At 73.2% G+C, this 25,159-nt stretch carries 25 protein-coding genes; 17 read left to right on the top strand and 8 right to left on the bottom strand.

The features are described from left to right. The first annotated feature begins 52 nt into the window (after positions 1 to 52). On the top strand, positions 53 to 484 hold the full coding sequence (locus tag ACH4EB_RS07375) for a protein-tyrosine phosphatase family protein (RefSeq protein ID WP_398346458.1): 432 nt from the start codon (positions 53 to 55) through the stop codon (positions 482 to 484). Here the strand turns inward: ACH4EB_RS07375 and ACH4EB_RS07370 are convergent. Next, entirely contained in the window at positions 460 to 1,932 is a 1,473-nt protein-coding gene (locus tag ACH4EB_RS07370) for a sialate:H+ symport family MFS transporter (protein ID WP_398346361.1), read from the bottom strand. The two genes, ACH4EB_RS07375 and ACH4EB_RS07370, sit on opposite strands and share 25 nt — an antisense overlap. After that, the gene (locus ACH4EB_RS07365; protein ID WP_398346359.1) at positions 1,929 to 2,894 is read right to left on the bottom strand and encodes a dihydrodipicolinate synthase family protein; all 966 of its coding nucleotides are present in this window, start codon (positions 2,892 to 2,894) and stop codon (positions 1,929 to 1,931) included. The genes ACH4EB_RS07370 and ACH4EB_RS07365 overlap by 4 nt, the downstream gene beginning before the upstream one ends. Before the next feature lie 412 nt (positions 2,895 to 3,306). Here ACH4EB_RS07365 and ACH4EB_RS07360 point away from each other — a divergent pair, with 412 nt between their 5' ends. Further along, a complete protein-coding gene (locus tag ACH4EB_RS07360) occupies positions 3,307 to 4,533 on the top strand; it encodes a saccharopine dehydrogenase family protein (RefSeq protein WP_398346358.1) in 1,227 nt (408 codons plus the stop codon). A gap of 63 nt (positions 4,534 to 4,596) precedes the next feature. On the opposite strand, the gene ACH4EB_RS07355 is transcribed toward ACH4EB_RS07360, so the two are convergent. After that, positions 4,597 to 5,397 carry an endonuclease V gene (locus ACH4EB_RS07355; RefSeq protein WP_398346357.1) on the bottom strand — a complete coding sequence of 267 codons (801 nt, stop codon included), beginning with the start codon at positions 5,395 to 5,397 and terminating at the stop codon, positions 4,597 to 4,599. Positions 5,398 to 5,681: 284 nt separating this feature from the next. Here ACH4EB_RS07355 and ACH4EB_RS07350 point away from each other — a divergent pair, with 284 nt between their 5' ends. Continuing rightward, complete coding sequence (locus ACH4EB_RS07350; protein ID WP_398346356.1) at positions 5,682 to 6,245, top strand: GNAT family N-acetyltransferase; 564 nt, start codon at positions 5,682 to 5,684, stop codon at positions 6,243 to 6,245. Positions 6,246 to 6,284: 39 nt separating this feature from the next. Here the strand turns inward: ACH4EB_RS07350 and ACH4EB_RS07345 are convergent, their stop codons facing one another. Beyond that, positions 6,285 to 7,001, bottom strand: a complete 717-nt coding sequence (locus ACH4EB_RS07345; RefSeq protein WP_398346355.1) for a TetR/AcrR family transcriptional regulator — start codon at positions 6,999 to 7,001, stop codon at positions 6,285 to 6,287. A gap of 134 nt (positions 7,002 to 7,135) precedes the next feature. Here ACH4EB_RS07345 and ACH4EB_RS07340 point away from each other — a divergent pair, with 134 nt between their 5' ends. From ACH4EB_RS07340 to ACH4EB_RS07325, 4 genes are all read left to right on the top strand, one after another. Beyond that, positions 7,136 to 8,326, top strand: coding sequence for a cytochrome P450 (locus ACH4EB_RS07340; RefSeq protein ID WP_398346354.1), 1,191 nt, complete (start codon positions 7,136 to 7,138; stop codon positions 8,324 to 8,326). A 5-nt stretch (positions 8,327 to 8,331) separates the two neighbouring features. Then, a complete protein-coding gene (locus ACH4EB_RS07335) occupies positions 8,332 to 8,547 on the top strand; it encodes a ferredoxin (protein WP_398346353.1) in 216 nt (71 codons plus the stop codon). Positions 8,548 to 8,930: 383 nt separating this feature from the next. Beyond that, on the top strand, positions 8,931 to 9,452 hold the full coding sequence (locus ACH4EB_RS07330) for a hypothetical protein (protein WP_398346352.1): 522 nt from the start codon (positions 8,931 to 8,933) through the stop codon (positions 9,450 to 9,452). A gap of 226 nt (positions 9,453 to 9,678) precedes the next feature. Continuing rightward, positions 9,679 to 9,981, top strand: a complete 303-nt coding sequence (locus ACH4EB_RS07325; protein WP_398346351.1) for a YciI family protein — start codon at positions 9,679 to 9,681, stop codon at positions 9,979 to 9,981. Between the two features lie 45 nt (positions 9,982 to 10,026). Here the strand turns inward: ACH4EB_RS07325 and ACH4EB_RS07320 are convergent, their stop codons facing one another. Next, positions 10,027 to 10,860: a nucleotidyltransferase domain-containing protein gene (locus ACH4EB_RS07320; protein ID WP_398346350.1), complete on the bottom strand. Its 834-nt coding sequence runs from the start codon at positions 10,858 to 10,860 to the stop codon at positions 10,027 to 10,029. Positions 10,861 to 11,084: 224 nt separating this feature from the next. Then, positions 11,085 to 12,503, bottom strand: coding sequence for a sugar porter family MFS transporter (locus tag ACH4EB_RS07315; protein WP_398346349.1), 1,419 nt, complete (start codon positions 12,501 to 12,503; stop codon positions 11,085 to 11,087). 380 nt (positions 12,504 to 12,883) lie between these two features. Here ACH4EB_RS07315 and ACH4EB_RS07310 point away from each other — a divergent pair, with 380 nt between their 5' ends. The 5 genes from ACH4EB_RS07310 (at position 12,884) to ACH4EB_RS07290 (ending at position 18,490) form a co-directional block, all read left to right on the top strand. Then, positions 12,884 to 13,795, top strand: a complete 912-nt coding sequence (locus ACH4EB_RS07310; protein ID WP_398346348.1) for an SIS domain-containing protein — start codon at positions 12,884 to 12,886, stop codon at positions 13,793 to 13,795. Positions 13,796 to 14,400: 605 nt separating this feature from the next. Then, positions 14,401 to 15,285: a class II fructose-bisphosphate aldolase gene (locus ACH4EB_RS07305; RefSeq protein ID WP_398346347.1), complete on the top strand. Its 885-nt coding sequence runs from the start codon at positions 14,401 to 14,403 to the stop codon at positions 15,283 to 15,285. Positions 15,286 to 15,525: 240 nt separating this feature from the next. Then, complete coding sequence (locus tag ACH4EB_RS07300) at positions 15,526 to 16,329, top strand: DeoR/GlpR family DNA-binding transcription regulator (RefSeq protein WP_398346346.1); 804 nt, start codon at positions 15,526 to 15,528, stop codon at positions 16,327 to 16,329. Positions 16,330 to 16,801: 472 nt separating this feature from the next. After that, complete coding sequence (locus ACH4EB_RS07295; protein ID WP_398346457.1) at positions 16,802 to 17,524, top strand: N-acyl homoserine lactonase family protein; 723 nt, start codon at positions 16,802 to 16,804, stop codon at positions 17,522 to 17,524. Between the two features lie 576 nt (positions 17,525 to 18,100). After that, positions 18,101 to 18,490, top strand: a complete 390-nt coding sequence (locus ACH4EB_RS07290; RefSeq protein ID WP_398346345.1) for a hypothetical protein — start codon at positions 18,101 to 18,103, stop codon at positions 18,488 to 18,490. Between the two features lie 399 nt (positions 18,491 to 18,889). Here the strand turns inward: ACH4EB_RS07290 and ACH4EB_RS07285 are convergent, their stop codons facing one another. Beyond that, positions 18,890 to 19,837, bottom strand: a complete 948-nt coding sequence (locus ACH4EB_RS07285) for an SDR family oxidoreductase (RefSeq protein WP_398346456.1) — start codon at positions 19,835 to 19,837, stop codon at positions 18,890 to 18,892. A gap of 352 nt (positions 19,838 to 20,189) precedes the next feature. After that, a complete protein-coding gene (locus ACH4EB_RS07280; RefSeq protein WP_398346344.1) occupies positions 20,190 to 20,975 on the bottom strand; it encodes an SDR family oxidoreductase in 786 nt (261 codons plus the stop codon). 97 nt (positions 20,976 to 21,072) lie between these two features. On the opposite strand from ACH4EB_RS07280, the gene ACH4EB_RS07275 reads away from it, so the two are divergent. The 5 genes from ACH4EB_RS07275 (at position 21,073) to ACH4EB_RS07255 (ending at position 25,143) form a co-directional block, all read left to right on the top strand. Then, positions 21,073 to 21,921 (top strand): enoyl-CoA hydratase family protein, encoded by an 849-nt coding sequence (locus ACH4EB_RS07275; protein ID WP_398346342.1) that lies wholly within the window; start codon positions 21,073 to 21,075, stop codon positions 21,919 to 21,921. After that, positions 21,918 to 22,793, top strand: coding sequence for a CoA transferase subunit A (locus tag ACH4EB_RS07270; RefSeq protein ID WP_398346341.1), 876 nt, complete (start codon positions 21,918 to 21,920; stop codon positions 22,791 to 22,793). The genes ACH4EB_RS07275 and ACH4EB_RS07270 overlap by 4 nt, the downstream gene beginning before the upstream one ends. 31 nt (positions 22,794 to 22,824) lie before the next feature. After that, positions 22,825 to 23,607: a CoA-transferase subunit beta gene (locus ACH4EB_RS07265; RefSeq protein WP_398346340.1), complete on the top strand. Its 783-nt coding sequence runs from the start codon at positions 22,825 to 22,827 to the stop codon at positions 23,605 to 23,607. Continuing rightward, positions 23,604 to 24,704, top strand: a complete 1,101-nt coding sequence (locus ACH4EB_RS07260; protein ID WP_398346455.1) for an NAD(P)H-dependent flavin oxidoreductase — start codon at positions 23,604 to 23,606, stop codon at positions 24,702 to 24,704. Before ACH4EB_RS07265 ends, ACH4EB_RS07260 begins: the two co-directional genes overlap by 4 nt. A 127-nt stretch (positions 24,705 to 24,831) precedes the next feature. Further along, entirely contained in the window at positions 24,832 to 25,143 is a 312-nt protein-coding gene (locus ACH4EB_RS07255) for a hypothetical protein (RefSeq protein ID WP_398346339.1), read from the top strand. The last annotated feature ends 16 nt before the right edge of the window (positions 25,144 to 25,159 follow it).

Raw genomic sequence — 25,159 nt, 5'->3', positions numbered from 1 at the left:
GTACAGAGCGACACGGCCCCACCGGGGCAGACGGGAACGGGGAGGCGGCGTGGTGAGCACGGATTGGCAGGAGTCCGGCCCGGGGGTGCTCCGGCTGCCCTCCGGACGATTGGTCCGGGGGCGCGGTCTGCGCCGCCCGCTGCCGCCGGGCCCGGTACCGGACTTCGCCGTGTACCTGCTCGGCAAGCAGCCGCCCGAGGTGCCCTGGGAGGCCCGCTGGCTGCGCTGGCCGGACTTCCGGCTGCCGCGCGACCGGGCACAGGCGCGTGAACTCCTCGGCGAGGCATGGGAACGCGCGAAGACGGAGCGTGTCGAGATCGCCTGCGGGGGCGGCCGCGGCCGGACCGGCACGGCTCTGGCCTGCCTTGCCGTCCTGGACGGGGTACCGGCCGGGCAGGCGGTGGACTTCGTACGCGGCGGCTACGACCACCGGGCCGTCGAAACGCCCTGGCAGCGGCGCTACGTACGGCGCTTCGGGCCCTGACCGCCAGGCGGCACCAGGTGGTCCCCCACCGTCTCAGGGGCCAGCAGGCGGGCGAGCCGGACCGGTACGTCGCCGCCCACCAGGACGATGACGACCAGGGTCAGCCCGAAGGTGAGGACGGCCAGCGCCCGGCCCAGTGACATGCCCTCGGCGAGCCGGGCGCCGAGCATCGGGGCGACCGCCCCGCCGAGCGCGCCGACGTTGTAGACGAACCCGAGCGACGCGGCACGGGCCGCCGTCGGGAAGTGCCCCGCGAGGTACTTGGGCAGGATGCCCGAGATGCCCTGGCCGAGGGCGAGCAGCGCGAAGAGCAGGACGCCCAGGGCGATCAGGCTGTCCTGGACGGCGAACACCGGGAAGACGAACACCAGCGAGGCCAGCAGCGTCCCGGCGTACGCGCGGCGGGTGCCGAACCGGTCGCCCACGAAGCCGGCCAGCCAGCAGCCCGCCATCGTGCCGAACCCGGCGTAGAACATCACGTCCGCGACCTGCGCGGGCGCGTACCCCAGCTCGGTCTTGAGATAGGTGGGCAGCAGCGCCTGGACGGGCCAACTGTAGAGAAACGCGCAGAACACCGTGACCGTCAGGGACACGTACAGCACCCAGCCGCGCCGACCGCCGAGCTGGACGGCGAACGCGGTCAGGCAGAGCCCGGCCAACGCCGCCAGCCAGGGGGTGTGTCCCGTACCGGCCGGGGTGAAGACGCAGAAGAGGGCGACCGACGCGACGGCCGCGAGCAGGAAGTTGAGCTGCCGCCGGGCACACCCGGCGAACAGCGGGCGGAAGGGGTTGGGGCGCGCCCCGGCCGCGCCCACCTCGGCGCTCCAGTCGTCCGCCTCCGGAAGCGACCTGCGGACCCAGAGCGCGACCAGCACGGGCAGCACCCCGATCCAGAACATCCAGCGCCAGCCCCAGTTCGGCACGACCCATTGGTAGAGCTGGGCGGCGAGAACCGTTCCGCCTGCGTAGCCGGATATGAGGAAGCCGGAGGCCCGGTTGCGCAAGGAGGCGGGCCAGCTCTCCAGTACGTAGGTGGCGCTGGCGCTGTACTCCCCCGCCATGCCCATGCCGATGACCAGCCGGGCGGCGAACAGGCTGGTGTAGTTCCAGGCGAAGCCGCAGGCGAAGGTACCCAGCGAGTACAGGAGGATGCTGGCGATCATCGCGGCCTTGCGCCCGTACCGGTCCCCCATCGCGCCGAGGAGCGCCCCGCCGAGCCAGCGGGTGATGAACGCGCCGGACACCAGGGAGGCCGCGCCGGCCGTGCTCAGGCCGAACGTGTCGGCGATCTCGGTCAGGACGAGGGTGATCAGGACGAAGTCGAAGCCGTCCAGGAGGTAGCCCACCCAGGCGGCGAACATCGACTTCCACTGTCGGGGCGTGACCTGCCGGTACCAGGGCGCGCGCCGTTCCCGGCGGCCGGGGGCCGTCGTGGGGCGCGCCCTCACAGCAGTCCGGCTTCCTCCAGGCACCGCCGGACCGTGCCGACCGCGGCCTCGTCCAGCGGGAGCTGCGGCGGCGCGGTGGCCGGGCAGTCGATGACGCCCTGGAGGTGCAGGGCCGCCTTGAAGGCTCCCAGCGCGGAGGAGCCGCGGCCCATCACCGCCGGGTCACCCGCGTCGGTGAGGGCGAAGAGGGCGGCGAGCCGGTCCTGTTCGGCGGCGGCCTCGCGCCAGCGGCCCGCCGCGGCGTGCTCGTAGAGGCGTACGTAGCCGTGCGGGTCGATGTTGCCGAGGCCGGGGACGACGCCGTGGGCGCCCGCCAGCAGGGCGCCGTCCACGGTCAGTTCCGACCCGGTGAGCACGGAGAAGTCCGGTGCCTGCGCGCGCACCCGCACCAGGAGGCGCCGCAGCGTCCCGTCCTCGCCGCTGCTGTCCTTCAGCCCGGCCAGCACCCCGTCCCGGGCGAGCGCCACCACCGTGTCGGTGGGCAGTTTGGTGTGCACGGCCATCGGGATGTCGTACGCGAACAGCGGCAGCCCGGCGCCGTCGCGCACGCGCCGGAAGTGGTCGGCGATCTCGGCGGGGTGGGTGCGGGTGTAGAAGGGCGCGGTGGTCACGATCGCGTCGGCGCCCAGGTCCCGGGCCTGGCGGGCGTGTTCGAGTACGCGGGGCGTGGTCATGTCGATGGCCCCGGCGAGTACGGGCAGCCGCCCGCCGGCCACCTCGGCCACCGTCTCGACGACGGTGCGGCGCTGCGCGTCGGTCAGATGGGCGGCCTCGCCGCTGGAGCCGAGGACGAACAGTCCGCTCACCCCGGCCCCGGTGAGCCGGACGGCGAGCGCGGCCAGCGAGCGGGTGTCGATCCGGCCGTCCGGGGTCAGCGGGGTGCACAGCGGCGGGACGACTCCGGTGAGCGGCGCGGGGAGGGGCGCCGGGGCCGACGCGGGGAGCGGCGCGGAAGGAAGCATCGGGGACCAGCTTTCTGCTCGTGCCGTGTGCCGTACGGGACCGGCGTGTCACGTCCGGCCCGCCGCACCCGTCCGGCCGGGCCGTGCCACCGGGTACGAGCCTCCGCCGGACGCGGCCCTTCCGGGTGCGCCCTTTCGGACGCGGCCGTTCCGAGTGTGCCTCCGGACGCGGCCCTTCCGGGCGCGGGTCTGCCGTCGTGGGCGGGCAGGTCACGGCTCTCCGTCGGCGCGGGCACCCGCATTCCGGACGTCGGACGTCCCATGTTGGCGGACGTGCCGGTGAATGTGGACCAGCCGCCCAGGCGTGTCAAGACCACGTGTCGAGCCCCGCTGTTGACGGAAGGCCGGCCGCTGCCTAGCGTGGCGCCGCACCGGCCGGCGCCACGGCCGGGGAACCGATGCGGAGGCAGGCGTGAGCGCACGGCAGGACACCGCTGCACGACCCCACGACCTGGTGCTGTTCGGCGCCACCGGGTTCGTGGGGCGGCTGACCGCCGCGTACCTGGCCAGGAACGCCCCTGAGGGCTGCCGCTGGGCGCTGGCCGGCCGCGACCGCGCGAAGCTCGCCCGGCTGCGGGACCACCTGGCGGAGACGCATCCGGCCTGCGCCGACCTTCCGCTGCTGTGTGCCGACACCGAGGACCCCGGCTCGCTGCGCACGCTCGCCGCGAGCACCCGCGTACTCGCCACGACCGTCGGCCCGTACCTCACCTACGGGGACGCGCTGGTCGCCGCCTGCGCCGAGGCCGGTACGGACTACGCCGACCTGACCGGCGAGGCCGAGTTCGTCGACCGGACCTACGTGCGCTACGACGCGGCGGCGCGCGCGTCGGGCGCCCGCCTGGTGCACGCCTGCGGCTTCGACTGCGTACCGCCGGACCTCGGCGTGCGTTTCACCGTCGGCCGGTTGCCGTCCGGTGTGCCCCTGCGCATCGACGGCTTCGTACGGACCAACGGCCTCATCTCGGGCGGCACGTTGGCCTCCGCGCTGACGGCGGCCTCGCGCCCGCTGGGCATGGCGCGCGCCGCCCGCGACCGGCAGCGGCTGGAGGCGCGGCCGGCGGGCCGTACGGTACGGGCCCCGCTCGGGAAGCCGTACCGCAACGGCGCCGTACGGGCCTGGGCCGTCCCGCTGCCGACACTCGATCCCCAGGTGGTCGCGCGCTCGGCGGCCGGACTGGAGGAGTACGGGCCCGACTTCCGGTACCGCCACTTCGCCGCCGTCACACGGCTGCCGGTCGCCGTGGGCGGCGCGCTGGGCGCGGGCGCGGCGTGCGCGGTCGCGCAGGTGCCGCCCGCCCGCCGTTGGCTGTCGGGACGCCTGGCGCCGGGCACGGGGCCGGACGAGGAGCGCCGGGCGCACAGCAGGTTCAGCGTGCGGTTCGTCGGCGAGGGCGGTGGGCGGCGCGTCCTGACGGAGGTCTCGGGCGGCGACCCGGGCTACGACGAGACGGCGAAGATCCTCGCGGAGTCGGCGCTGAGCCTGGCCTTCGACGACCTGCCAGCGACGTCCGGGCAGGTGACCACGGCCGTCGCGATGGGCGACGCGCTGACCGGACGGCTCCGGCGGGCGGGGATCACGTTCCGGGTGGTCGCCGAGTCGACGGCGGAGGCGAGGACGGGCCGGGCGGCGGTCTGACGTGGGCCTGACTGCCGTCCGCTAGCTGCCGGCCGCCGGCCCTTCCGTACTCCTGTCGCGCTGTCAGTCGGCGCGCGCCTCCGACAGGGCGCGTCGGCAGAGCGCGTCGGCGGCCCGGGTCGTCTCGGGAATGCGGTACCGGGGCGTCAGATGGAGGGTGTGGGCGCACGCCCGGTCGAGGTCGATGCGGTGCCCCACGGACACGAAGACCGGTTTGACGCCCTTCCGCGTCCGCAGCGCCCGCCCGACCACTTCGTCCTCGGAGTGCCCGGTACGGGAAGCGGAGCCGCCCCCGAAACCGGAACCGGTTCCCATACCGGCACCGGATTCGGGCACCGGATCGCGGCCGTCCAGCAGCGGCGAGGACTCCCCGCGCTCCCCGCCCGGCAGCTCGTACCGCGAGGTGAAGGGGTTCTTGGCGACACCGATGGTGGGCAGGCCGGTGAGCACGCCGAGGTGGCTGGCGAGGCCGAAGCGGCGCGGGTGCGCCAGCCCGTAACCGTCGCAGACCACCAGGTCCGGCGTGCGGCCGAGACGGCGCAGCGCGTCCACCACCGTGGGGATCTCCCGGAAGGCCAGCAACCCCGGCACGTACGGGAACGAGACCCGCCCGACGGCGGTGGCCTCCTCGACGACCGCGAGCGTGACGCCGTCCAGGGCGACGGCCGCCGCGGCCACCAGGTCACGTTCATCGTCGTAGGCGACGTCCACGCCGACGACCGTCCCGGCGAACCCCGGTTCGGGCCCGGACTGCTCGCGCCGCACGTGGGCGCGCAGCCGGTCCTGGGCCGCGAGCGCCCCGGCCTCATCGGTGGGCCAGTGCGCCAGTTCGTCGTCGAGGGAGATCGTGCCGTCGTTCGTCATGGTGGGGTCACGCTATCGAACGGGCGGTTGGGCGGCCGCCGTGGGCCGCGGGGCCATATGTGATGATGCGCGCGGCGCGCCCTCTCCGGCCACGGCCGGTCCCGCGCGCCGCGCAGCCCTGTCCGCGCCGCAGTCCTGTCCGCGCGGGCACCGAACACGAACGGGCACGGAAACACGAACAGGCGCAGAAGCACGAACGGGCACAGAAGCACGCAAACGAAGCACGAGTACCAAGCCCGAGTACGCAGCACGAGTAGGCAGCACGAGTGACGCAGGAGTGGGGAATGTTCGCGATTTCGCTGGGTGACGACGGTGCCGAACTGCGGCCCCTGGAGCCGTACCACGCCGAGGAGTACCTGGCGCACATGGAGCGCGGCCGGGAGTACATCGGCCGCTGGATCGGTCTGGCCGACGCGAACACCGACCTCCCCTCGACCCGGGCGTTCCTGCAGTCGTACGCGGACAAGGCGGCGGCCGACAGCGGGCGGCTGTACGGGATCTGGGTGGACGGCACGCTCGTCGGCGGCGTCCTGTTCCGCACCTTCGACGCCGCGGCGGGCAACTGCGAGGTCGGCTGCTGGCTGGAGGAGACGGCCGTCGGGCGCGGGCTGGTGACGCGGGCGATCCGGGTGATCGTCGACTGGGCGGTCGAGGAGCGCGGCATCCACCGCGTGGAGTGGCTGGCGGCCTCCGGCAACAAGGCGAGCGTCAAGCTGGCCGAGCGGCTCGGGCTGGTGCGTGACGGGGTGCTGCGGGAGAGCAACGCGCGCGGCGGCGTACGCCACGACATGGAGGTCTGGTCGGTGCTGGCTCCGGAGTGGCGGAAGCTGCGGACGTCCGGCCGGTGACCGGGAGGAGCGCCCGCCGGGCGTGCCGTGCCCGGGCGGTCACGTGGCCGGTGGCGGCGCCGACCGCGGCAGGTCCTCCAGGAGGGCGCCGAGCGCGCCGGTGACCAGCGCGCACACGGCGTCCGGGTCCGCGTCGGCGAGCGGCTGCTTGCCGACGACCACCCGCATCAGGCCGATGCCGAGCATCCACGACAGGGCGAGGTCGGCGCGCAGCCCGCGGTCGTCGGCGGTGCTGAGCGTGGCGAGCACCCGCGCGTAGTCGTCGCCGATCTCCCGTGCGGCGGTGGTGACCTCGTCGCTGTCTCCGATGGAGCGCAGAAAGGTCTCCAGGGCGCGGTCCCCCGGGCCCTCGCCGCAGTGGCCGAGCATCCCGCGCAGCGCCACCTCGAACAGCTCGCCGGGCGGTGTGCTGTGCACCTGCTCCTGGCTGCCGAGCGCCACCACCTCGCCGAACAGCGCCTTTTTCGAGCCGAAGTAGCGGAACAGCAGGGCCTGGTTGACTCCGGCCCGCTCCGCGATGTCGCGCACGGTCGCCCGCTCGTAGCCCCGCTCGGCGAACAGCCCGGCCGCCGCCTCCAGGAGCAGCAGCCGGGTGCCCTGTGCCCCGCGGCGCCGTGTCGCACTGCCGGTACCCGGCACCGGGCCGGGCGCGTCCGGGGCGCGGCGCGTACCGGCGACCGGCCCGGGCACGTCCGGCACGTCCGGCACCCGTTCCGTATCGGTGACCGGCCCGGCTGCCGGCTGGTTCCCGTCCATCGGCCTACTCCTCTCGTCCCTTCCCGCCCCCGCGGGGCCCGATGCCCCGCCAAACCGGAGACCACGCAGGGCCGTTGACCGTACCAAGAACACCCCTCTACGTTGTAAGCAGTTGCTTACACGAGGAGGCCCCGGTGACCACAGCCGACACGATGCCCCTTTCCTACCCGTTCAACGAAGCCGACGGACTGGCCCTGTCCGACACCTACGAACAGGTCCGCGACCAGCCGGGGCTCCTGCGGGTACAGATGGCGTACGGCGAACCGGCCTGGCTCGCCACCCGCTACGCCGACGCGCGGCTGGTCCTCGGCGACCGGCGCTTCAGCCGCGCCGAAGGGCTCAGCCACGACGAACCGCGCCAGGCCGAAGGCCGGCAGAACAGCGGCATCCTGAGCATGGACCCGCCCGACCACACGCGGCTGCGCACCCTCGTCGCCAAGGCGTTCACCGTCCATCAGGTGGAGAAGCTGCGGCCCTGGGTGCGGGAGCTGACGCACCAGCTCATCGACGAACTGGAGGCCGCGGGACCGCCCGTCGACCTCGTGGACCGCTACGCCCTGCCCATCCCGGTCGCGGTCATCTGCCGGATGCTCGGGGTGCCCGAGGAGGACCGGCCCAAGTTCCGTACATGGAGCGACGCGGCGCTGTCCACCAGCTCTCTGACGGCGGCGGAGTTCGAGGCCAACCGCGAGGAACTGCGCGCGTACATGGCCAAGTTGATCGAGAATCACCGGTCCGCCCCGCAGGACGACATCATGACACGGCTGATCGAGGCCCGGGACGTCAACGACCGGCTGACCGAGCTGGAACTGATCGACCTGTGCGTCGGCATCCTGGTCGCCGGGCACGAGACCACGGCCACCCAGATCCCCAACTTCGTCCTGTCGCTGCTGGACCACCCCGGCGAGTTGGAGCGGCTGCGGGCGGAGCCCGCGCTCGTCAAGAGCGCCGTCGAGGAGCTGCTGCGCTTCGTACCGCTGGGCAGCGGCGCGGCTTTCCCCCGCTATGCCACCGAGGACATCGAGGTGGGCGGCACGCTCGTCCGTGCGGGTGAACCGGTCCTGGTCGCCGTGGGCGCGGCCAACCGTGACGCGCTGCGCTTCGACGAGCCGGGCACCCTCGACATCGCCCGCGACGGCAACCAGCACCTCGGATTCGGCCACGGGGTGCACCACTGCCTCGGCGCGCCACTGGCCCGGCTGGAGCTCCAGGAGGCGCTGATCGCCCTGATCACCCGCTTCCCCGGGCTGTACGTGGCGGGGGACGTGGCGTGGAAGGACCAGATGCTGGTCCGCGGCCCGCGCGAGATGCCGGTGGGGTGGTGACCCGGATGACCTGGCACGCCGCGATCGACGGGCAGCAGTGCATGGCGTCCGGCATGTGCGCCGGCATCGCCCCGGGCCTCTTCGTCCTGGACGGACCGCACGCCCGGCCGCTGAACGAGGAGATCCCCGAGGACGAGGACGCGCTGGACGCGGCCGACTCGTGCCCGGCCATGGCGATCCTGATCCGGGACGGGGAAACGGTGATCGGGCCCCGGGCGTGACGCGGGGCTCTGGGGGCGTCCGTGAGGGGGTGGGGTGAGGAGGACGTGCCTGCGGCCCTGACGGCGTGTCGCGGTTGAGATGGCCGGCCCGTACGGCACTGGACGGGCCGTTCGCGGCCGCCCCGAACGGCGTACACCGGCGCGGTCGCCCCTCACCCGTCTGTCCCCGCCCGGCACCGACACCTCGCCGACCGCGTGTCGGCGCAGTGACCTGCCGCAACGCCGCGCGGTGGGGGCCGACACGCCGGAGGGCGGCACCCTACCTGACGAGTCCTCACCGGGCGGGGACGGCGCGCCGAGGCTTATCTCGAATGCGTCAGCGCGGATCCATCCGATCTGCCGCGGCGCACCCGCGCCGCCTCCGCGCTGCCGGAGGATCAACCATGCGTTCCACTCGCATCATCGCCGCTTCCGGACTGACCATCGCCGCCCTGGGCCTGTCGACCGGCGCCGCGTTCGCCAAGCCGGTGGCCACCACGAGCCCGAAGCTGTCCGGCCCCGGCGGAGCCGTCACCGTCACCGTCACCTGCGACACCGGAAAGGCCAAGCGCATCGCCGCCTCCTCGCAGGGCTTCCGCAGCGGCACCGTCTGGCTCTACCGCACCCACAAGCACGGCAAGACCTACCGCGGGACCGCCCGGGTGGCGTCCCAGCTCAGCGGCGGCCCCAACAAGCTCGGCCGTTACACGACCTGGGGCGTGAACGGCAACTGCCCGGACGGCAAGCAGTGGTTCACGTCCTTCAAGACCGACGCCAAGCTGCCGCACGGCAAGGTGCGCACGGGTGTCGGCAGCACCAGCAAGGACACCAACACCACGGAGATCGTCGCGGGTGCCGCGGTCCTGGCCACGGCCGCGGTCGGTGGCACGTACTTCCTGCGCCGCCGCCAGAACAACCAGTCCTGACGGCCTGGGACACTCGTTTCGCGGCACTTCGGGCCGTTGTGCCCCTGCCGGGTCCCACCTCCCGGCCCGGCGGGGCACAGCGGCCGAAGCACCCACCGGCCGGCATGGGCCGGGCGGCACACCGGGCTCCAGTCCCCTGGTGCGCCCAGCCCTCCCAGACGCCCAGGCACGTAGGCACGTAGGCACGTAGGCACCCCGATGATCACCGCGGCATACCATGGCACGCATGTTCGTACTGGAACTGACCTACACCGCGCCGCTCGACCGCGTCGACGCCGCGCTGCCCGACCACGTGGAGTGGCTCAGGAAAAACTACGCGGCCGGGCACTTCCTCGCCGCCGGGCGCAAGGTGCCGCGTGACGGCGGCGTCATCCTCGCGTCCGTCGCGGACCGGGCGACGGCCGAGCGGATCGTCGCGGAGGACCCCTTCACGGTCGCGGGCGTCTGCGACTACCGGATCACCGAGTTCGTGGCGACCACGACGGCGCCGGAGCTGGAGCCCTTCAAGGAGCAGTTGCCTCCTTCCTGAACGCCCGCCGGCATACGGGACGGCTGCGCAACGACCACCCAGCGGTCAGCCGCGGCCGAGAAGCGCGCCGATCTCCTCGTGCAGCGCGGTCGGCACGACGGTGCCCCACCGCGCCGCCGCCTCGTCGGCCAGTTCCCGGCTCCACTGCCAGCTCGCCCGCGCCGCCGTCCGGACGGCCGGGAGCACGGCGGGGGCGGTGGTCGCGGTGTACCGGTCGCGGTCGGCGGACGGCAGGTCCTGCTCCAGAGCGCGGCTGGGGGTGAGCCAGTGTGTGGTGGACCCGCGCAGCAGGCGGCATAGCTGGAGCTGCTGCGGGGCGACGACCGTGTGCAGCAGGGCGTGTGCGCGGGCCGTCTCGCCGCGGCCCAGGACGTGGGCGAGCATCAGCGTCCAGTTGGTGAGTTCGTCGGTGAGCCGCTGGGCGGTCGGGCCCGGCTCGGGCGGGCAGGGGTCGGCGAGGCGGCGGGCCGCGGCGGTCAGCCGTCCACTGCGGTCCAGCAGGACGGCGGCGCCGGGGTCGGGCAGATGGACCATGCCGCGCCAGGTGGGCACCTCGTCGATGCCCGTCCCGGCGGCCACGAGGTGGAACTCGCCGCGCATCAGGTCGTCGAAGACGACGGCCAGGATGCCGTACATGTTGGTGTAGGCCAGCTTGAGCGGGGCGATGCGGCCGATGAACTCCCGGCCGTCGAAGGTGTCGGCGTGCGCGTCGCGGACGTACAGATACGCCTCGATGTCGGAGTGGGCGTCGGCCTCGCCGAGGGTCCACGAGCCGTAGAGCAGGACGCCCTCCAGCCGGGGCTCGGCCTCGGCCAGCTCGCGCAGGCGGGCGACGCGGAGGTCGAGGGCGGGGCAGGACGAGGCAGGTTTGCGATGCATGGGGAGTCTCTCCCTGAGCAGGTGTGCGGGCATACGGACGGATGCCACCGGCCCGGCGGCGCACGTCGGGCCGGTGATCGCGGAGCACGTCCGTCTGCTCAGATGAAAACGCCCATGGACCACATCGTACGGACCGTGATCGGCGCGCGCCCAACGGTTTTCCGCGCCCCGGCCGGGCCCACAGGGGACAATCGCCCCGCTACGGGGCCGGGGTGGGCCAGTGGCTACGGGGCCGGGGTGGGCCAGCGCCCCCCGTTGAGCCAGAAGCCCTGGATCTCCTCCAGTTGCCGCCCCTTGGTCTCGGGGGCGGTGCACGCGGCGAAGACCAGCGCGCCGAGCGCGAGGAGGCCGAGGCCCGCGAAGGTCCGGGCGGCCCCCGCCCAGGACAGCAGGGACGGGAAGAACTGCGCGATGAGGAGGTTCGCGACGAGGTCGGCCGTCAGCATCGCCGACGCGCCCGTGGAGCGCAGTTGGGCGGGGAACGCCTCACTGGCGTACACCCAGATCAGTGACCCGAAACCGAAGTTGAAGGCAGCGGTGAAGAGCAGGATGGCGCCGAAGCCGATCCACGTCCCGGAGCCCTTCAGGTCCCCGAAACCGAATACGGCGGTCAGTACGCCGAGCATGGCCGCCATCGTGGCGATGCCCGAGAGCAGCACGACGCGGCGGCCGAGCCGGTCGATGATGAGGATGGCGAGGACGGTCGCCGCCAGCGAGGCCAACTGCACGAAGGACGGCAGCAGGAAGTTCTGCCCGTCGCCGGTGAAGCCCATCTCCTCGAAGATCTGCGGGCTGTAGTACGTCACCGCGTTGATGCCGGTGATCTGGCAGAAGAAGCCGAGCCCGACGACGAAGAGGGCGGCGCGGGCGTACGGCTTGCGCAGCAGCGAGCGCAGCGATCCGCCGCTCTCCTCGGCCAGGGCCGCGCGGACCGCCTCGGTCTCCGCGCGCGGGTCGACGTCGGGATCGGTCAGCGCCATGACCTCGACGGCCTTCTCGGTCCGGCCCTTGAGAACGTACCAGCGGGGCGTGTCGGGCAGCCGGAACAGCGGGATCAGCACGAGCGCGGCGGGGATCGCGGACAGGCCGAGCATCAGCCGCCAGTGGCCGCCGTCGGACAGTCCCCAGTTCACGAAGTACGTGAGGGCGATGCCGGCGACCGTCGCGACCTGGTACGCGGCCACGCAGGCGCCGCGGGTACGCGCCGGTGACGACTCGGCGATGTACAGCGGGGCCGCCACGATCGAGATGCCGATGGCGACGCCGAGCAGGAACCGTACCGCGTCCAGGACGACGACGTTCGGGGCGAGGGCGGACAGGGCCACGAAGACCGTGTAGGAGCCGGCGACGATCAGCATGGCGGCCTTGCGGCCCAGCGCGTCGGCCAGCTTGCCGCCGATCAGCGCGCCCAGGATCGAACCGCACACCAGAATGCTGTTGACCAGGCCCTTCTCGGTGTCGGTGAGGTGGAAGTCCTCGCTGAGGAACACCAGGGCGCCGGAGATGCTGCCGGTGTCGTAGCCGTAGATGACGCCGACGACGGCTCCGGTGAGGGCGAAGAGCCGGCCGGTGCGCCGGGGCGGCGGGCCCTCGGGACCCGGCGGCGAGGACGGTGACTGCGTGGAGCGCGTTGCAACGGACATGGGGAGTCCTTTGTGACGACTGTCGGCGGAACGGCCTTGCTGCGTGACGATCACTGCGGCAGCCGCCGTCGGACGGCCGGTGACCGGGCGTACCGCCCGGCGCCGGCGCTGAACCGCACCGCCTGACGGCCGCCACCCCACTGCGGCTGCATGAGTGATCCTGCGAGTATTCGACTCCTTTCATTCATGTGTCAACAGTCACCTGATGCGACCAGGACTTCTGTATACCTCTTGCCTGGAGCGCCAGTTCACCGTCCATCCCTTCCCGCCTTACGGGCGCTTCCACCCTTCCGAGGGATGGATTACGCCGCAGGGCGTGCGTAGAGTTGCTTGCAAGCGAGCATGTTGGTGCAAGTTCACGCAGACAACTGGAGGGCGTCGTGAGCGGGACCTCGTTCATGGAGCAGGAGCTGCGCAGCCAGCCGGACACCTGGCGGGAGGCGGCGCGGATCGGCGGCGCGGACACCCCGCTGCCCGGCGCCGGCCGGCGGGTCGCGGTGGTGGGCTGCGGCACCTCGTGGTTCATGGCGCAGGCGTACGCGGCTCTGCGCGAGGGGGCCGGGCTGGGGGTGACGGACGCCTTCGCCGCCTCGGAGGCGTTCCTCGGCGCCGACCGGGGTTACGACACCGTCGTGGCGATCACCCGCTCCGGGACCACGACCGAGGTGCTGCGCCTGCTGGAGCAGGTGAAGGGGCGCATCCCGACCGTGACGGTGCTCGGTGACCCCGACACGCCGGCGACCGAGCTGTCGGACGCGACGGTCACCCTGCCGTTCGCCGACGAGAAGTCCGTGGTGCAGACCCGGTTCGCGACGACCGCGCTCGCCCTGCTGCGTGCCCACCTCGGCGAGGACCTGTCCGGTGCGGTGCGCGACGCGGAGGAAGCCCTGACCGCGCCCGTGGAGAAGGAGTGGCTGGACGCCGAGCAGTTCTCCTTCCTCGGCACGGGCTGGACGTACGGCCTGGCCAACGAGGCGGCGCTGAAGATGCGCGAGGCGTCGCAGAGCTGGACGGAGTCCTATCCCGCCATGGAATACCGCCACGGCCCCATCTCCATAGCGGCGCCCGGCCGCGTCACCTGGGTCTTCGGTCCGGTGCCGGAAGGCCTGGAGGCGGACGTCGCCCGGACGGGCGCCGGATTCGTGCACCACGAGCGCGACCCGCTGGCCGACCTGGTGCTCGTACAGCGCATCGCCCTGGCCCGGGCCCGCGCCCACGGCCTGGACCCCGACAACCCACGCAGCCTGACCCGGTCGGTAACACTCACGACGCCGGAGCCGGCGGCTGGGTAGGGGGTGGGGTCGGTTGGGGCGGGGGGGCGATGGGGCGTGGGGGTTCGTTGGGGTTGCGTGTCTGTTGGGCTTGGGCGCTCGGCGGGGGCCTTCGTCGGGGCGTGGGTGCGCGTCGGACGTCCGTGTCCGTCGGACGTGCGTGCCCGTTGGACCGTGCGCGCTCGGCCGCGCCAGCCCGCGGCGGCGCCCTCCACCGCCGCGCCACCGCCCGGCCGGGCCAGGCCGTGCCGGGCCAGGCCGTGCCAGGTCGGGTCGGGTGGCACCCAGTCACGTCGGGGACTTCCCGGGCCGGGCCGGGCGGCACCGTGTCACGTCGGGGGCTTCCCGGGTCGGTGGCTTCCCGCATCGGCGCCATCCCGGATCGGCGCCACCCCGCGTCCGCGCCGTTCCGCAGCCGCACCCGCACCGCATCCGCACCGCATCCGTGCCGTCCGCATCCATGACGTCCGTATTCGCGCCCCCTCGCCATCCCTCCCTTTCCCCGCCGAACCGTCCCCGCTCAGCCCTCCCCTCACCCTCCCCTCCGTCCCGCCTTCCCCCCTTTTCATCCGTCCCCTCCGCGAATCGCCGGCCACGGCGCCGTCCCGTAAGGGAGTCAGGAACTCATGCCCCTCGTCCCTACCTCGTCGATCGTCACCGCCGCCCGTGAGGCGCGGGCCGGTGCCGCGGCGTTCAACGTCATCCACCTGGAGACCGCCGAGGCGCTCGTCGCGGCCGCCGAGCGCAGCGGCTTCCCGGTCATCCTGGGCATCAGCGAGAACTGCATCCGTTACCACGGCAGCCTGCTGCCCATCGTCCGCGCCACTCTGGCGCTCGCCGAGGCGTCTCCCGCCCGGGTCGCCGTGCACCTGGACCACATCACCGAGGCGGACCTGGTGCGCGAGGGCGTCGAGGCCGGGGTGCGGTCGGTGATGGTGGACGCCTCCGCCCTCCCGTACGAGGAGAACGTCGCCGCCACGGCGGAGCTGACCGCCTGGTGCCATGAGCGCGGCGCCTACGTCGAGGCCGAGCTGGGCGAGGTCGGCGGCAAGGACGGCGTGCACGCCCCCGGCGCCCGTACCGACCCCGACGAGGCGCTGGCGTTCGTCAGGTCGACCGGGGTGGACGCGCTGGCCGTCGCCGTCGGCTCCTCCCACGCGATGCACGAACGGACCGCCGTCCTGGACAAGGAGCTGATCACGGCCCTGGCGGAGAAGCTGCCGGTGCCGCTGGTGCTGCACGGTTCCTCCGGCGTGCCTGACGACGAGCTGCGCCGCGCCGTGGCAGCCGGCATGACGAAGATCAACATTTCCACTCACCTGGTCTCCGTCTTCACCCGCAGCATCCGCGACACTCTGGACGCGGAGCTGACCCTCGTCGATTCACGCAAGTACGTGAAACCGGCGCGCGAGGCCGTGGCCCAGGAGGCCGCCCGGCTGCTGGCTCTGCTCGGTGCCCCGGCCGCGGTCCCGGGCCAGTCGGCCGCCACGGAGGCTCCGGTGCAGGGGTGAGGCGGACGGGTGAGACGGGCGGGTGAGGAGGAGTGCGCAGGCGTACGGGGGCGTGCGGGGGTGGCGCGTGAGGGAGCAGGCGCCGTCGGGCGGGGTCGCCCCCTCCGGCACAGGACGCGAAAACGCTTGCGTACCCTCCCACCACGGGGTGTACGCGACGCCTGCCCACCCCTCGCCCCCGGCCGGCCGGCGGGCTCCCCGATATCACGCAGGCCGCCGGAGAGGATTTAGGCTCGCGCCATGAACCGCCATGAACGGATGAACGCCCTCCTTGAGCTGCTCGGCGAACGCGGCCGGGTGGAAGTCGAGGAAGCCGCGGCCCAACTGGAGGTGTCGGCCGCGACCATGCGGCGCGACATGGACGCCTTGGCCGACCAGCAGTTGCTGACCCGTACCCGGGGTGGCGCGGTGCTCAGCTCGGTGGCGTACGACCTGCCCATCCGTTACAAGCGTGCGCACCGCGCCGCCGAGAAGGAAGCGGTGGCGCAGGCCGCGGCGAAGCTGGTGGACCGTGGGGACGTGGTCGGCCTCAGCGGCGGTACCACGACCACGGAGGTCGCCCGGGTGCTGGCCACCCGGCCGGAGTTCGCGGAGGCGGGACCGCAGCCGCATCTGACCATCGTCACCAACTCGCTGAACATCGCCAACGAACTCGCCGTACGGCCACAGATCAAGATCGTGCTGACCGGCGGTGTGGCGCACTCGCGGTCGTTCGAACTGGTCGGCCCGTTCAGTGAGCTGGTCCTCCAGCAGATCTCCGTGGACATCGCCTTCATCGGCGCCAACGGCATAGAACCGGTGATGGGCGCGACCGTGCACGACGAGGCGGAGGCCCGGGTCAACCGCCTGATGGCCGAACGGGCCCGGCGCGCCGTGGTTGTCGCGGACTCCTCGAAGATCGGCGCCCGCTGCTTCGCCCGGGTCGGCGGCGCGGACGTCTTCGACACCCTCATCACGGACAGCGGCGCGAAGGAGTCCGTCCGCCGGGAATTCGGCGACCGGGGCCTGCGCGTGGTGGCCGCCCGGACCGCCACGGACGACTGACCGGCGGCCGGCCCACGGCTGGCCGAAGGGCAGCCCACCGCTGATCGAAGTTCGGCCCACGGCTGGCCGAGGACTGGCCGAAGGTTGGCGGGGGGACTGGCCGAAGGTTGGCCGAGGCTGCGACGGCGGTCGCCGGGGTGTGCCGTACGGAGCGGGGTGCCCCGTCGGTCGCCGGGAACCCGGCGGTCGGCGGTCGGCGGCCGAGACACGCTGCCGCCCCGCCGCCTCCTCCCGCACATCGCACGACCCGACCCGCAGGGTCCGCAGGCCGCACGGCCCGCACGGGCCGCAAGGCCGCACGATCCGTACAGCCCGCACGGTCCGTACAGCCCACACGATCCGTACAGCCCGCATGATCCGTACAGCCCGTACGGTCGGCCCGGTCACGGCCAACTCCTCGCCCGCCCCGCCCAGCCACTGCCACGATGGCCGGATGGATGCCACAGGTCACGAAGCGACAATCGGCGGCCGGATGTTCAACGGCCGCGCGACGCGCGACTCCCCGGTGCGGGGCATACGCAGACTCGATCTCGGCTACTTCGTCCGCCCCGCGCCGGAGACCGGCGGGCCGGAGCCACGGGTGGAGCCGGTGCTCGCGTATCTGGTGCGGCACGATGCCGGACTGCTGCTGTTCGACACGGGGATCGGTGCTGCCGACCCGGGCACCGAGGCGCATTACCGTCCGCGGCGCAGGCCCCTGGAAGCCGCACTGGCCGCGGCCGGGCACCGGCTCTCCGACCTCTCCCTGGTGGTCAACTGCCACCTGCACTTCGACCACTGCGGCGGGAACCCGTTGCTGGCCGGCCGGCCCATCCTCGTACAGGCGACGGAACTCGCCCTGGCCCGCCGGAGCGGTTACACGGTGGACGCGCTGGTCGACTTTCCGGGTGTCGTCTACGAGGAGTTGCACGGCGAGGCCGAGGTGTGGCCCGGCGTCCTTATCGTCCCGACGCCTGGGCATACCGCCGGGCACCAGTCGCTGGTGGTGGAGCAGCCGGACGGCACGGTGGTCCTGGCGGGCCAAGCCCGTGACTGCGCCTCGGAGTTCGCTGCGGACCACCTGGCCCGGCAGGCCGCCCTCGACGGAGTAGGCGCCCCGCTCCCCGGTCACTCGCCCTGGCTGGAGCGGCTCAGCGCGTTCGCCCCGCGACGGGTGCTCTTCGCCCACGACTGTTCGGTATGGGAACCCGTCTGAGCGTGTCTTTCGGAGGACTCCGGGCCGGCCTTTCCCCAGCCTGGTCTTGCCCCGGGCCAGCTTTCTCCCGGACGGGCCTTACCCCGGGCTGCTCGTAAGGAATCGGCCCCAGTAGAGGCTTCGTCGCCCCGGGCGCGTCCGTCGCTTTGCCCGGGTGCGTGAGTCCGGGAGTACAGGGCTCATTCCCGGCGAGGACGGAATGGGCGAGAAGGCATAGGTGGTCCCGTCGTTGGGAAACCTGCTGGTGACGTCGGCGAATTCTTAGGGGCGGAGAGCGCGTCCGAGCCGTGGACCGGTGAGCGGCGGCGCGACCGTGACCGACCGGATCGCCACGCATTTCCTCCCCGAATCCGATGCTGCCCGTTCGGCGGCACACGCTCAATGGGCGAGCGGTGCCTCGCCGAATCCGTACGGCCTTTCGGTGCGCGGCGCACGATCGCAGCCGACGTCACCTCCTGACCGGCCGGCCCTGAGAGCAGTTCTCCTTGCCCAGCCGACAGGCCCCGCCCGCCCCCAGCAACTCAGCCGTCCGTCGACAAGCCCAGCCGTAGCCAGGTGAGAAGAAAAGGACCCCACATGGCCAAGAAGAAGTCCGGCGCCAAGGCCAAGCCGCTCACGGGAGAGGCCGGAGAAATCATCGGCGTCGACCAGCAGACCGAGTCTGCCGAAGCGGGCCTCGTACTGACCGCCGCTCGCCAGGCGCCCGCCGTCGTCGCCCGCGATGAACTGCTCAGGGCCATTGCCGGCGAAGCCACCGCCATCGGCAAAGCCAAGCACAAGGGCCGGTCCGGCAAAGCGCTGCAAACCCTCGCCCGCGCGTACGCGCTTGTCACCGCTGAGAAGTCGCACAGCGCCCCCGACACGCCTGCCCGTACCGGCAGCGGCGGCAGGGGATTCCTCCCGTCCATGCGTACGGTTTTCCTGGCCAAGAGGACGAGCCTCAGGAAAGGCAATAGTGGCCGGTGATTGACGGTCGGCCACCGGCCGATCAGGAGGGCGGCAGGTGGCAGGCGAAGTTGTTGCCATCCCTCCGAGGGACACGGTGGTGTCGAGATCTTCACGAAAGACTCGGTGGGCGGTGTCGTGATCCGTGCACCGTCCCCGGCGTCGGAGGCGAAGGAGCCCCAGCGGTTGCCGGCCGACATGGTGCCGCGGAACGAGTCGAGAACGGTCCGGGTGATGTCGGGCAGCGGGGGACCGGGTGGTCTGGAGGTATTCGGTATTCGGTATTCGGTGAGGGGCTGCCGGGACGGCAGAGAGCAGCGGGTAAACCGTCGGTGTCCTCGCGGGTGGCGTTCCGTCCGTCCTGCCCTCTGCCCCCCTCGTCCGGCCCAGCCGGTCCTGGGCCTCCGCCGCTGCGTCTGCTCAGCTCGCCCCATACACCGGCTCCGGCGTGGCCGCCTCGGCGAGCAGGCTTCGCGCTGCCTTGCCCGCCTCCGTCGGGGTCCAGCGGGACTGCTTGTCGGCGGTGGGGCCCGGGTGCCAGCCCTCCATGACGGTGATGCGCCCGCCTTCGGTGGCGAAGACGCGGCCGGTGACGCCTTCGGAGGCGGTGGAGCCCAGCCAGACGACGAGGGGGGAGACGTTTTCGGGGGCCATGGCGTCGAAGGTGCCGTCGGTCGGTGCTGCCATGGTCTCGGCGAAGGTTCGTTCGGTCATACGGGTGCGGGCGGCCGGGGCGATGGCGTTGACCTGTATGCCGTAGCGGCCCAGTTCGGCGGCGGCCACGAGGGTGAGGCCGAGGATGCCTGCCTTGGCGGCGGAGTAGTTGGCCTGGCCGACGCTGCCCAGCAGGCCCGCTCCCGAACTGGTGTTGATGACGCGGGCCCGTGGCGGGCGGCCGGCTTTCGCCTCCGCGCGCCAGTGTGCCGCCGCGTGCTGGAGCGGCAGGAAGTGGCCTGTGAGGTGGACGCGCAGGACGGCGTCCCACTCGTCCTCCGTCAGGTTCACCAGCATCCGGTCACGGACGAAGCCGGCGTTGTTGACCAGGGTGTCCAGGCGTCCGTACGTGCCCAGCGCGGTGGCGATGAGCGAGGCGGCGCCGGTGGGGGTGGCGATGTCGCCGCCGTGGGTGACCGCCTCGCCGCCCGCCGCGCGGATTTCCGCGGCCACCTCGTCGGCGGGGCCGCCCGCGCTCTCGGCCGGGGTGCCGTCCGGCCGTACGCCCAGGTCGTTGACGACGACCCGTGCGCCCTCGGCCGCGAAGGCCAGGGCGTGGGCCCGCCCCAGGCCACGGCCCGCGCCGGTGACGGCGACCACGCGCCCGGCGCAGAGTCCGGCGGAGAATCCATCGGTTGGGGTTGGCCGGCCCAGGTGGTTCGGCTGGTTCCGGTGTTTCGGTCGGTTCGATTCGGTTGGCTCAGGCGGTCCGGTCGGACGGTGTGGCCCGGTCGGGTGTTTCGATTCGATCGGACGGTGCGGTCCGGTCGGGTGCTCATCGGTCATCTCTGCTCTCCGATCCGTTCTCCAGTCCGTCCTTCGGTCCGTCCTTCGCCCCGTTCCCCCGCCCCATCCCCCAGCCCGCTCCCCGCCCCGTCCTCCGTCCGCTCTCCACCCCATCCCCCCACCCGGCAGCCGCAGCCTCAGCAGCCGCCCGAGGCGGGGCCGGCGTGGGCGGGACGAGCGTGGGCGGGGCCACCGTGGACGGCCTCCCCACCAGGCCGGTTCACCACCCCGCCTCCCGATCGGCGGCCTTCAGAAAGGCCGGCCGTTCGCCCCCGCCGTGGACGGCCAGGCTGGCGCCGCTCACGTAGGCGCACCGGTCGCTGGCCAGGACGGCACAGAGTTCGCCGATCTCGTCGGGGGTCGCGAGTCTGCCGAGCGGAACGGTGCGGCCGACGGCGGCGATGCCCGCCTCGTCGCCGTAGTGCAGGTGGGAGAGTTCGGTACGGACCATGCCGACGACGAGTGTGTTGACGCGGATGTGCGGCGCCCATTCGACGGCCAGGGTGCGGGCGAGGTTCTCCAGGCCCGCCTTCGCGGCCCCGTAGGCGGCGGTGCCGGGTGAGGGACGGGTACCGCTGACGCTGCCGATCATGATGATCGAACCGCCGGTCGGCTGGTCCGCCATGACGGCGCGGGCGGCGAGGGACGCGGTGAGCGGGGCGAGGAGGTTCAGTTCGACGACCCGGGCGGCCTGCTGCGACGTGGAGTCGTCGAGGAGCCGGTACGGTGTGCCGCCCGCGTTGTTGACGAGGACGTCGAGGCGTCCGTGGCGGGCCCGTACCCGGTCGAAGCACGCGGCGACCGCGTCCGGGTCGCGCACGTCCACCGGCTCGAAGTCGGCGGCGCGCCCGTCCGCCACCGCGACCGGCCGTTCCGGTGGGCGGCGCGCGCAGGCGACGACCTCGGCTCCGGCCGCCAGCAGGGCCCGGCTGATACCGGCGCCGACGCCTCGCGTGCCGCCCGTGACGACGGCGACGCGTCCCGACAGGTCGATGCCGAGCGCCAATTGACACCTCCGGGCTCCCGTGGCGCGCGCCGCGCTGCTACCTTTTCCAGCAGCCTGCACCTAACAAACGTTTGGTGGAAAGGTAGCTGATCCGCCCATGGGTGTCTCCACCACCGTCACCACGTCCCGTCCCGGGGACGGCATCGCGCTCGTCACCGTCGACCGGCCGCCGGTCAACGCCCTGCCCGTACAAGGGTGGTTCGACCTGGCCGACGCGGTACGCGCGGCCGGTCGCGACCCCGCCGTGCGCTGTGTGGTGCTCGCCGCCGCCGGCCGCGGGTTCAACGCGGGCGTGGACATCAAGGAGATGCAGCGGACGCCGGGGCACGCGGCACTGCTCGGCGCCAACCGCGGCTGTTACGAGGCGTTCGCGGCCGTGTACGACTGCGAGGTGCCGGTGGTCGCCGCCGTACAGGGCCACTGCCTGGGCGGCGGCGTCGGGCTGGTGGGCAACGCGGACGCGATCGTGGCGGCTGACGACGCGACGTTCGGCCTGCCCGAACTGGACCGCGGCGCGCTCGGCGCGGCCACCCACCTCGCCCGGCTCGTCCCGCCGCATCTGATGCGCACCCTCTACTACACCTCGCGCACCGTGACCGCCGCCGAACTCCACCGGCACGGCGCCGTGTGGGACGTGGTGGCGCGCGACGAGGTGCGGCCGGCGGCGCTGGCGCTGGCCGGGGAGATCGCCGCGAAGGACGGGTACCTGCTGCGGCTGGCCAAGGCCGCCCTCAACGGTATCGACCCGGTCGACGTCCGCCGCAGCTACCGCTTCGAGCAGGGCTTCACCTTCGAGGCCAACCTCAGCGGCGTCGCCGACCGGCACCGGGACGCCTTCACAGGCACAGGCGCCCGCACACCGGACGTCGCACGGAGGGGCCCCGGGGCCCGCACGAGCCCGGAGCGCGGGCGCGGTGCCGACACGCCTGGAGGGGAGCACAGTTGAGCGACAAGGTCATGACCGCCGATGGTGTGGTGGCCCGGCTGGAGAGCGGTATGACGATCGGCATCGGCGGCTGGGGCTCGCGCCGCAAACCGATGGCGCTCGTACGGGCCCTGCTGCGGTCCGGGCTGACGGATCTCACCGTCGTCTCGTGCGGTGGCCCCGACGTGGGCCTGCTGGCGGCCGCCGGGATGATCCGCCGACTGGTCACGCCCTTCGTGACGCTGGACTCGGTCCCGCTGGAGCCGCACTTCCGCGCCGCCCGCGAGAGCGGCACCTTGGAACTGACCGAGCTGGACGAGGCGATGTTCATGTGGGGGCTGACCGCGGCGGGCCAGCGGCTGCCCTTCATGCCGGTACGGGCCGGACTCGGGTCCGACGTGCTGCGGGTCAACCCCCGGCTCCGTACGGTGACTTCGCCGTACGAGGACGGCGAGGTGCTGGCCGCCGCACCGGCGCTGCGGCTGGACGCGGCGCTGGTGCACCTGAACCGGGCGGACGCGCGGGGCAACGGCCGGTACCTGGGGCCCGATCCGTACTTCGACGACCTCTTCTGCGAGGCGGCGGACACGGCGTACGTCTCGTGCGAGCGGATCGTGGACGGCGAGGAGCTGGCGCGGGCGGGCGGCCCGCAGACGCTGCTGGTCAGCCGGATGTTCGTGAGCGGGGTCGTCGAGGCGCCGTACGGTGCCCACTTCACGTCCTGCGCACCGGACTACGGGCGGGACGAGGCGTTCCAGCGGGCGTATGTCCGGGCGGCGTCGGACGCCGATGGGTGGGCCACATTCGCCAAGCGCTTCCTGTCGGGTGACGAGGACGACTACCGGGCGGCGGTGGCGGCTTTCGCCGCCGAGAGCACGGAGGGGCGCCGATGACAGCCGGAACCGGGATCGCAAAGGAGCGCCCATGACAGCCGGTACCGGCTCCGCGGCCGTCACCCGCGCCGAGTACTGCGTGGTGGCCTGCGCCGAAGCCTGGCGTGGCGCGGGCGAGGTGCTCGCCTCCCCCATGGGCACCGTCCCCGCGCTCGGCGCGCGGCTGGCGAAGCGGACCTTCTCCCCCGGCCTGCTGCTGACGGACGGTGAGGCGCTGCTCGTCGGCGACGTGCCGGTGGCGGGGGCGCCGGCGGCGGCGGAAGGCTGGCTGCCCTATCGCCGGCACCTGGCGCTGGTCGCCACGGGCCGCCGGCACGTCATGATGGGCGCGAGCCAGATCGACCGGTACGGCAACCAGAACATCTCCTGCATCGGCGACTGGGTGCGGCCGGACCGGCAGTTGCTGGGCGTGCGGGGCGCTCCCGCCAACACCGTCAACCATCCGACCAGTTACTGGGTGCCGAAGCACTCGCCGCGGACCTTCGTGGCGCGGGTCGACATGGTCTGCGGCGTCGGGTACGACCGGGCCGCCGCGGCCGGTCCTTCCGCCACCCGCTACCACCGTGTCCAGGAGGTCGTCAGCGATCTCGGCGTGTTCGACTTCGACACGCCCGGCCGCACCATGCGGGTCCGGTCGCTGCACCCCGGCGTACGGCTGGACGACGTGCTGGCAGCCACCGGGTTCGCGCTGGGCATGCCGGACGGCGAGGTGCCGTACACGCGCGCGCCGGACGCCGCCGAGCTGCGGCTGATCCGCGAGGTGCTCGACCCGCGCGGGCTGCGCGACCGCGAGGTGCCGCCGTGCGGGCCCTGACCACCGCGCTCACCGAGCTGACCGGCGTGCGGTACCCCGTCGTCCAGACCGGTATGGGGTGGGTCGCCGGGCCCCGCCTGGTGTCCGCCACCGCCGAGGCGGGGGCGCTCGGCATCCTGGCCTCCGCCACCATGTCGCCCGGGCGGCTGCGCGCCGCGGTCCGCGAGGTCGCCTCCCGTACGGACCGGCCGTTCGGCGTCAACCTGCGGGCGGACGCCGGGGACGCCGCCGAGCGGGTGCGGATCGTCGTCGAGGAGGGCGTTCGGGTCGCCTCGTTCGCCCTGGCGCCCTCGCGGGAGCTGATCGCCCGTCTGAAGGACGCGGGGGTTGTCGTCATCCCGACGGTGGGGGCGCGGCGGCACGCGGAGAAGGTCGCCGCGTGGGGCGCGGACGCGGTGGTCGTCCAGGGGGCGGAGGGTGGCGGGCACACCGGTGACGTGGCGACCACCGTTCTGTTGCCGCAGGTCGTGGACGCGGTGGACATCCCGGTCGTGGCGGCCGGCGGCTTCCACGACGGGCGCGGGCTGGTGGCCGCCCTCGCCTTCGGGGCGGCCGGCGTGGCCATGGGGACCCGCTTCCTGCTCACCTCCGACAGCACGGTGCCGGAGGCGGTCAAGGCGCGCTATCTGGCGGCCTCCGTGCAGGACGTCACGGTGACGCGCGCGGTGGACGGGCTGCCGCACCGGATGCTGCGGACGGACCTGGTGGCCGCCCTCGAACGGTCCGGGCGTCCGGCGGCCCTGCTGCGGGCCGTGCGGCACGCGGCGGAGTTCCGGAAGCAGACGGGGACGGGGTGGGCCCGTACGCTGCGCGACGGGCTGGCCATGAAGCGGGGCGCCGGGCTGTCCTGGAGCCAGGTGCTGCTGGCCGCGAACACGCCGATGATGCTGCGGGCCGCGCTGGTGGAGGGCCGTACGGATGCCGGGGTGATGGCGTCCGGGCAGGTGGCCGGGGTCATCGACGACCTGCCGTCGTGCGCGGAACTGGTCGGCCGGATCATGGCCGAGGCGGCGGCGACGCTGGACCGGCTGGGGCCGCCCGGCCCGGACCGGGCGGGGGCCGGGCAGCACGGTCCGGGGCCGGGCCGCCCGGGCTGAGCGGGCCGGCCGGCCCGGACCGCCACCCGAACACCGGTCTGGATTTCGCCGCACTACGGTGGAGAATGACCACTGAAGGCCGCCCGGACTCCTGCCGCGGGCGGAGGTTTCCATCGGGGGAGATCAGATGCGTAAGTTCCTCGCCACGGCCGTCGCGGTGACGGCCCTCAGCACGACGCTGGGCCTGGCCACGGCCTCGCAGGCCGCGGCCGCCGCGCGGGCGCCGCAGTGCGCCAAGGTGATGAAGTACTTCACCAAGGACCACCAGCGGTTCGTCCGCCTGAAGAATCTCTGCGCGCAGCGCACGGCCTGCTACACCATCGTCGTACCGGCCCGGCCCGCCGTGAACGGCCGGCTCGCCAAGGCCGCGACGAAGGACGTCCGGTACGGGACGGACCGGGGCCCGCGCGCCCTGTATGTGAAGAACCGGGCCTGCTGACCCCCGCCGGGCAGGG

The organism is Streptomyces sp. NPDC018045 (genome assembly GCF_044327445.1).
Lineage (GTDB): Bacteria > Actinomycetota > Actinomycetes > Streptomycetales > Streptomycetaceae > Streptomyces.
This window is presented reverse-complemented; position numbering and strand designations above follow the sequence as displayed.

Bases quoted from the DNA above. Each gene is read 5' to 3' on its own strand.
- ACH4EB_RS07355 (WP_398346357.1), bottom strand. From the start codon at position 5,397: ATGACGAACGACGGCACGATCTCCCTCGACGACGAACTGGCGCACTGG.
- ACH4EB_RS07320 (WP_398346350.1), bottom strand. From the start codon at position 10,860: ATGCATCGCAAACCTGCCTCGTCCTGCCCCGCCCTCGACCTCCGCGTC.
- ACH4EB_RS07290 (WP_398346345.1), top strand. From the start codon at position 18,101: ATGGCCAAGAAGAAGTCCGGCGCCAAGGCCAAGCCGCTCACGGGAGAG.
- ACH4EB_RS07345 (WP_398346355.1), bottom strand. From the start codon at position 7,001: ATGGACGGGAACCAGCCGGCAGCCGGGCCGGTCACCGATACGGAACGG.
- ACH4EB_RS07315 (WP_398346349.1), bottom strand. From the start codon at position 12,503: ATGTCCGTTGCAACGCGCTCCACGCAGTCACCGTCCTCGCCGCCGGGT.
- ACH4EB_RS07300 (WP_398346346.1), top strand. From the start codon at position 15,526: ATGAACCGCCATGAACGGATGAACGCCCTCCTTGAGCTGCTCGGCGAA.
- ACH4EB_RS07325 (WP_398346351.1), top strand. From the start codon at position 9,679: ATGTTCGTACTGGAACTGACCTACACCGCGCCGCTCGACCGCGTCGAC.
- ACH4EB_RS07275 (WP_398346342.1), top strand. From the start codon at position 21,073: ATGGGTGTCTCCACCACCGTCACCACGTCCCGTCCCGGGGACGGCATC.
- ACH4EB_RS07330 (WP_398346352.1), top strand. From the start codon at position 8,931: ATGCGTTCCACTCGCATCATCGCCGCTTCCGGACTGACCATCGCCGCC.
- ACH4EB_RS07305 (WP_398346347.1), top strand. From the start codon at position 14,401: ATGCCCCTCGTCCCTACCTCGTCGATCGTCACCGCCGCCCGTGAGGCG.
- ACH4EB_RS07265 (WP_398346340.1), top strand. From the start codon at position 22,825: ATGACAGCCGGTACCGGCTCCGCGGCCGTCACCCGCGCCGAGTACTGC.
- ACH4EB_RS07365 (WP_398346359.1), bottom strand. From the start codon at position 2,894: ATGCTTCCTTCCGCGCCGCTCCCCGCGTCGGCCCCGGCGCCCCTCCCC.
- ACH4EB_RS07295 (WP_398346457.1), top strand. From the start codon at position 16,802: ATGTTCAACGGCCGCGCGACGCGCGACTCCCCGGTGCGGGGCATACGC.
- ACH4EB_RS07350 (WP_398346356.1), top strand. From the start codon at position 5,682: ATGTTCGCGATTTCGCTGGGTGACGACGGTGCCGAACTGCGGCCCCTG.
- ACH4EB_RS07255 (WP_398346339.1), top strand. From the start codon at position 24,832: ATGCGTAAGTTCCTCGCCACGGCCGTCGCGGTGACGGCCCTCAGCACG.
- ACH4EB_RS07335 (WP_398346353.1), top strand. From the start codon at position 8,332: ATGACCTGGCACGCCGCGATCGACGGGCAGCAGTGCATGGCGTCCGGC.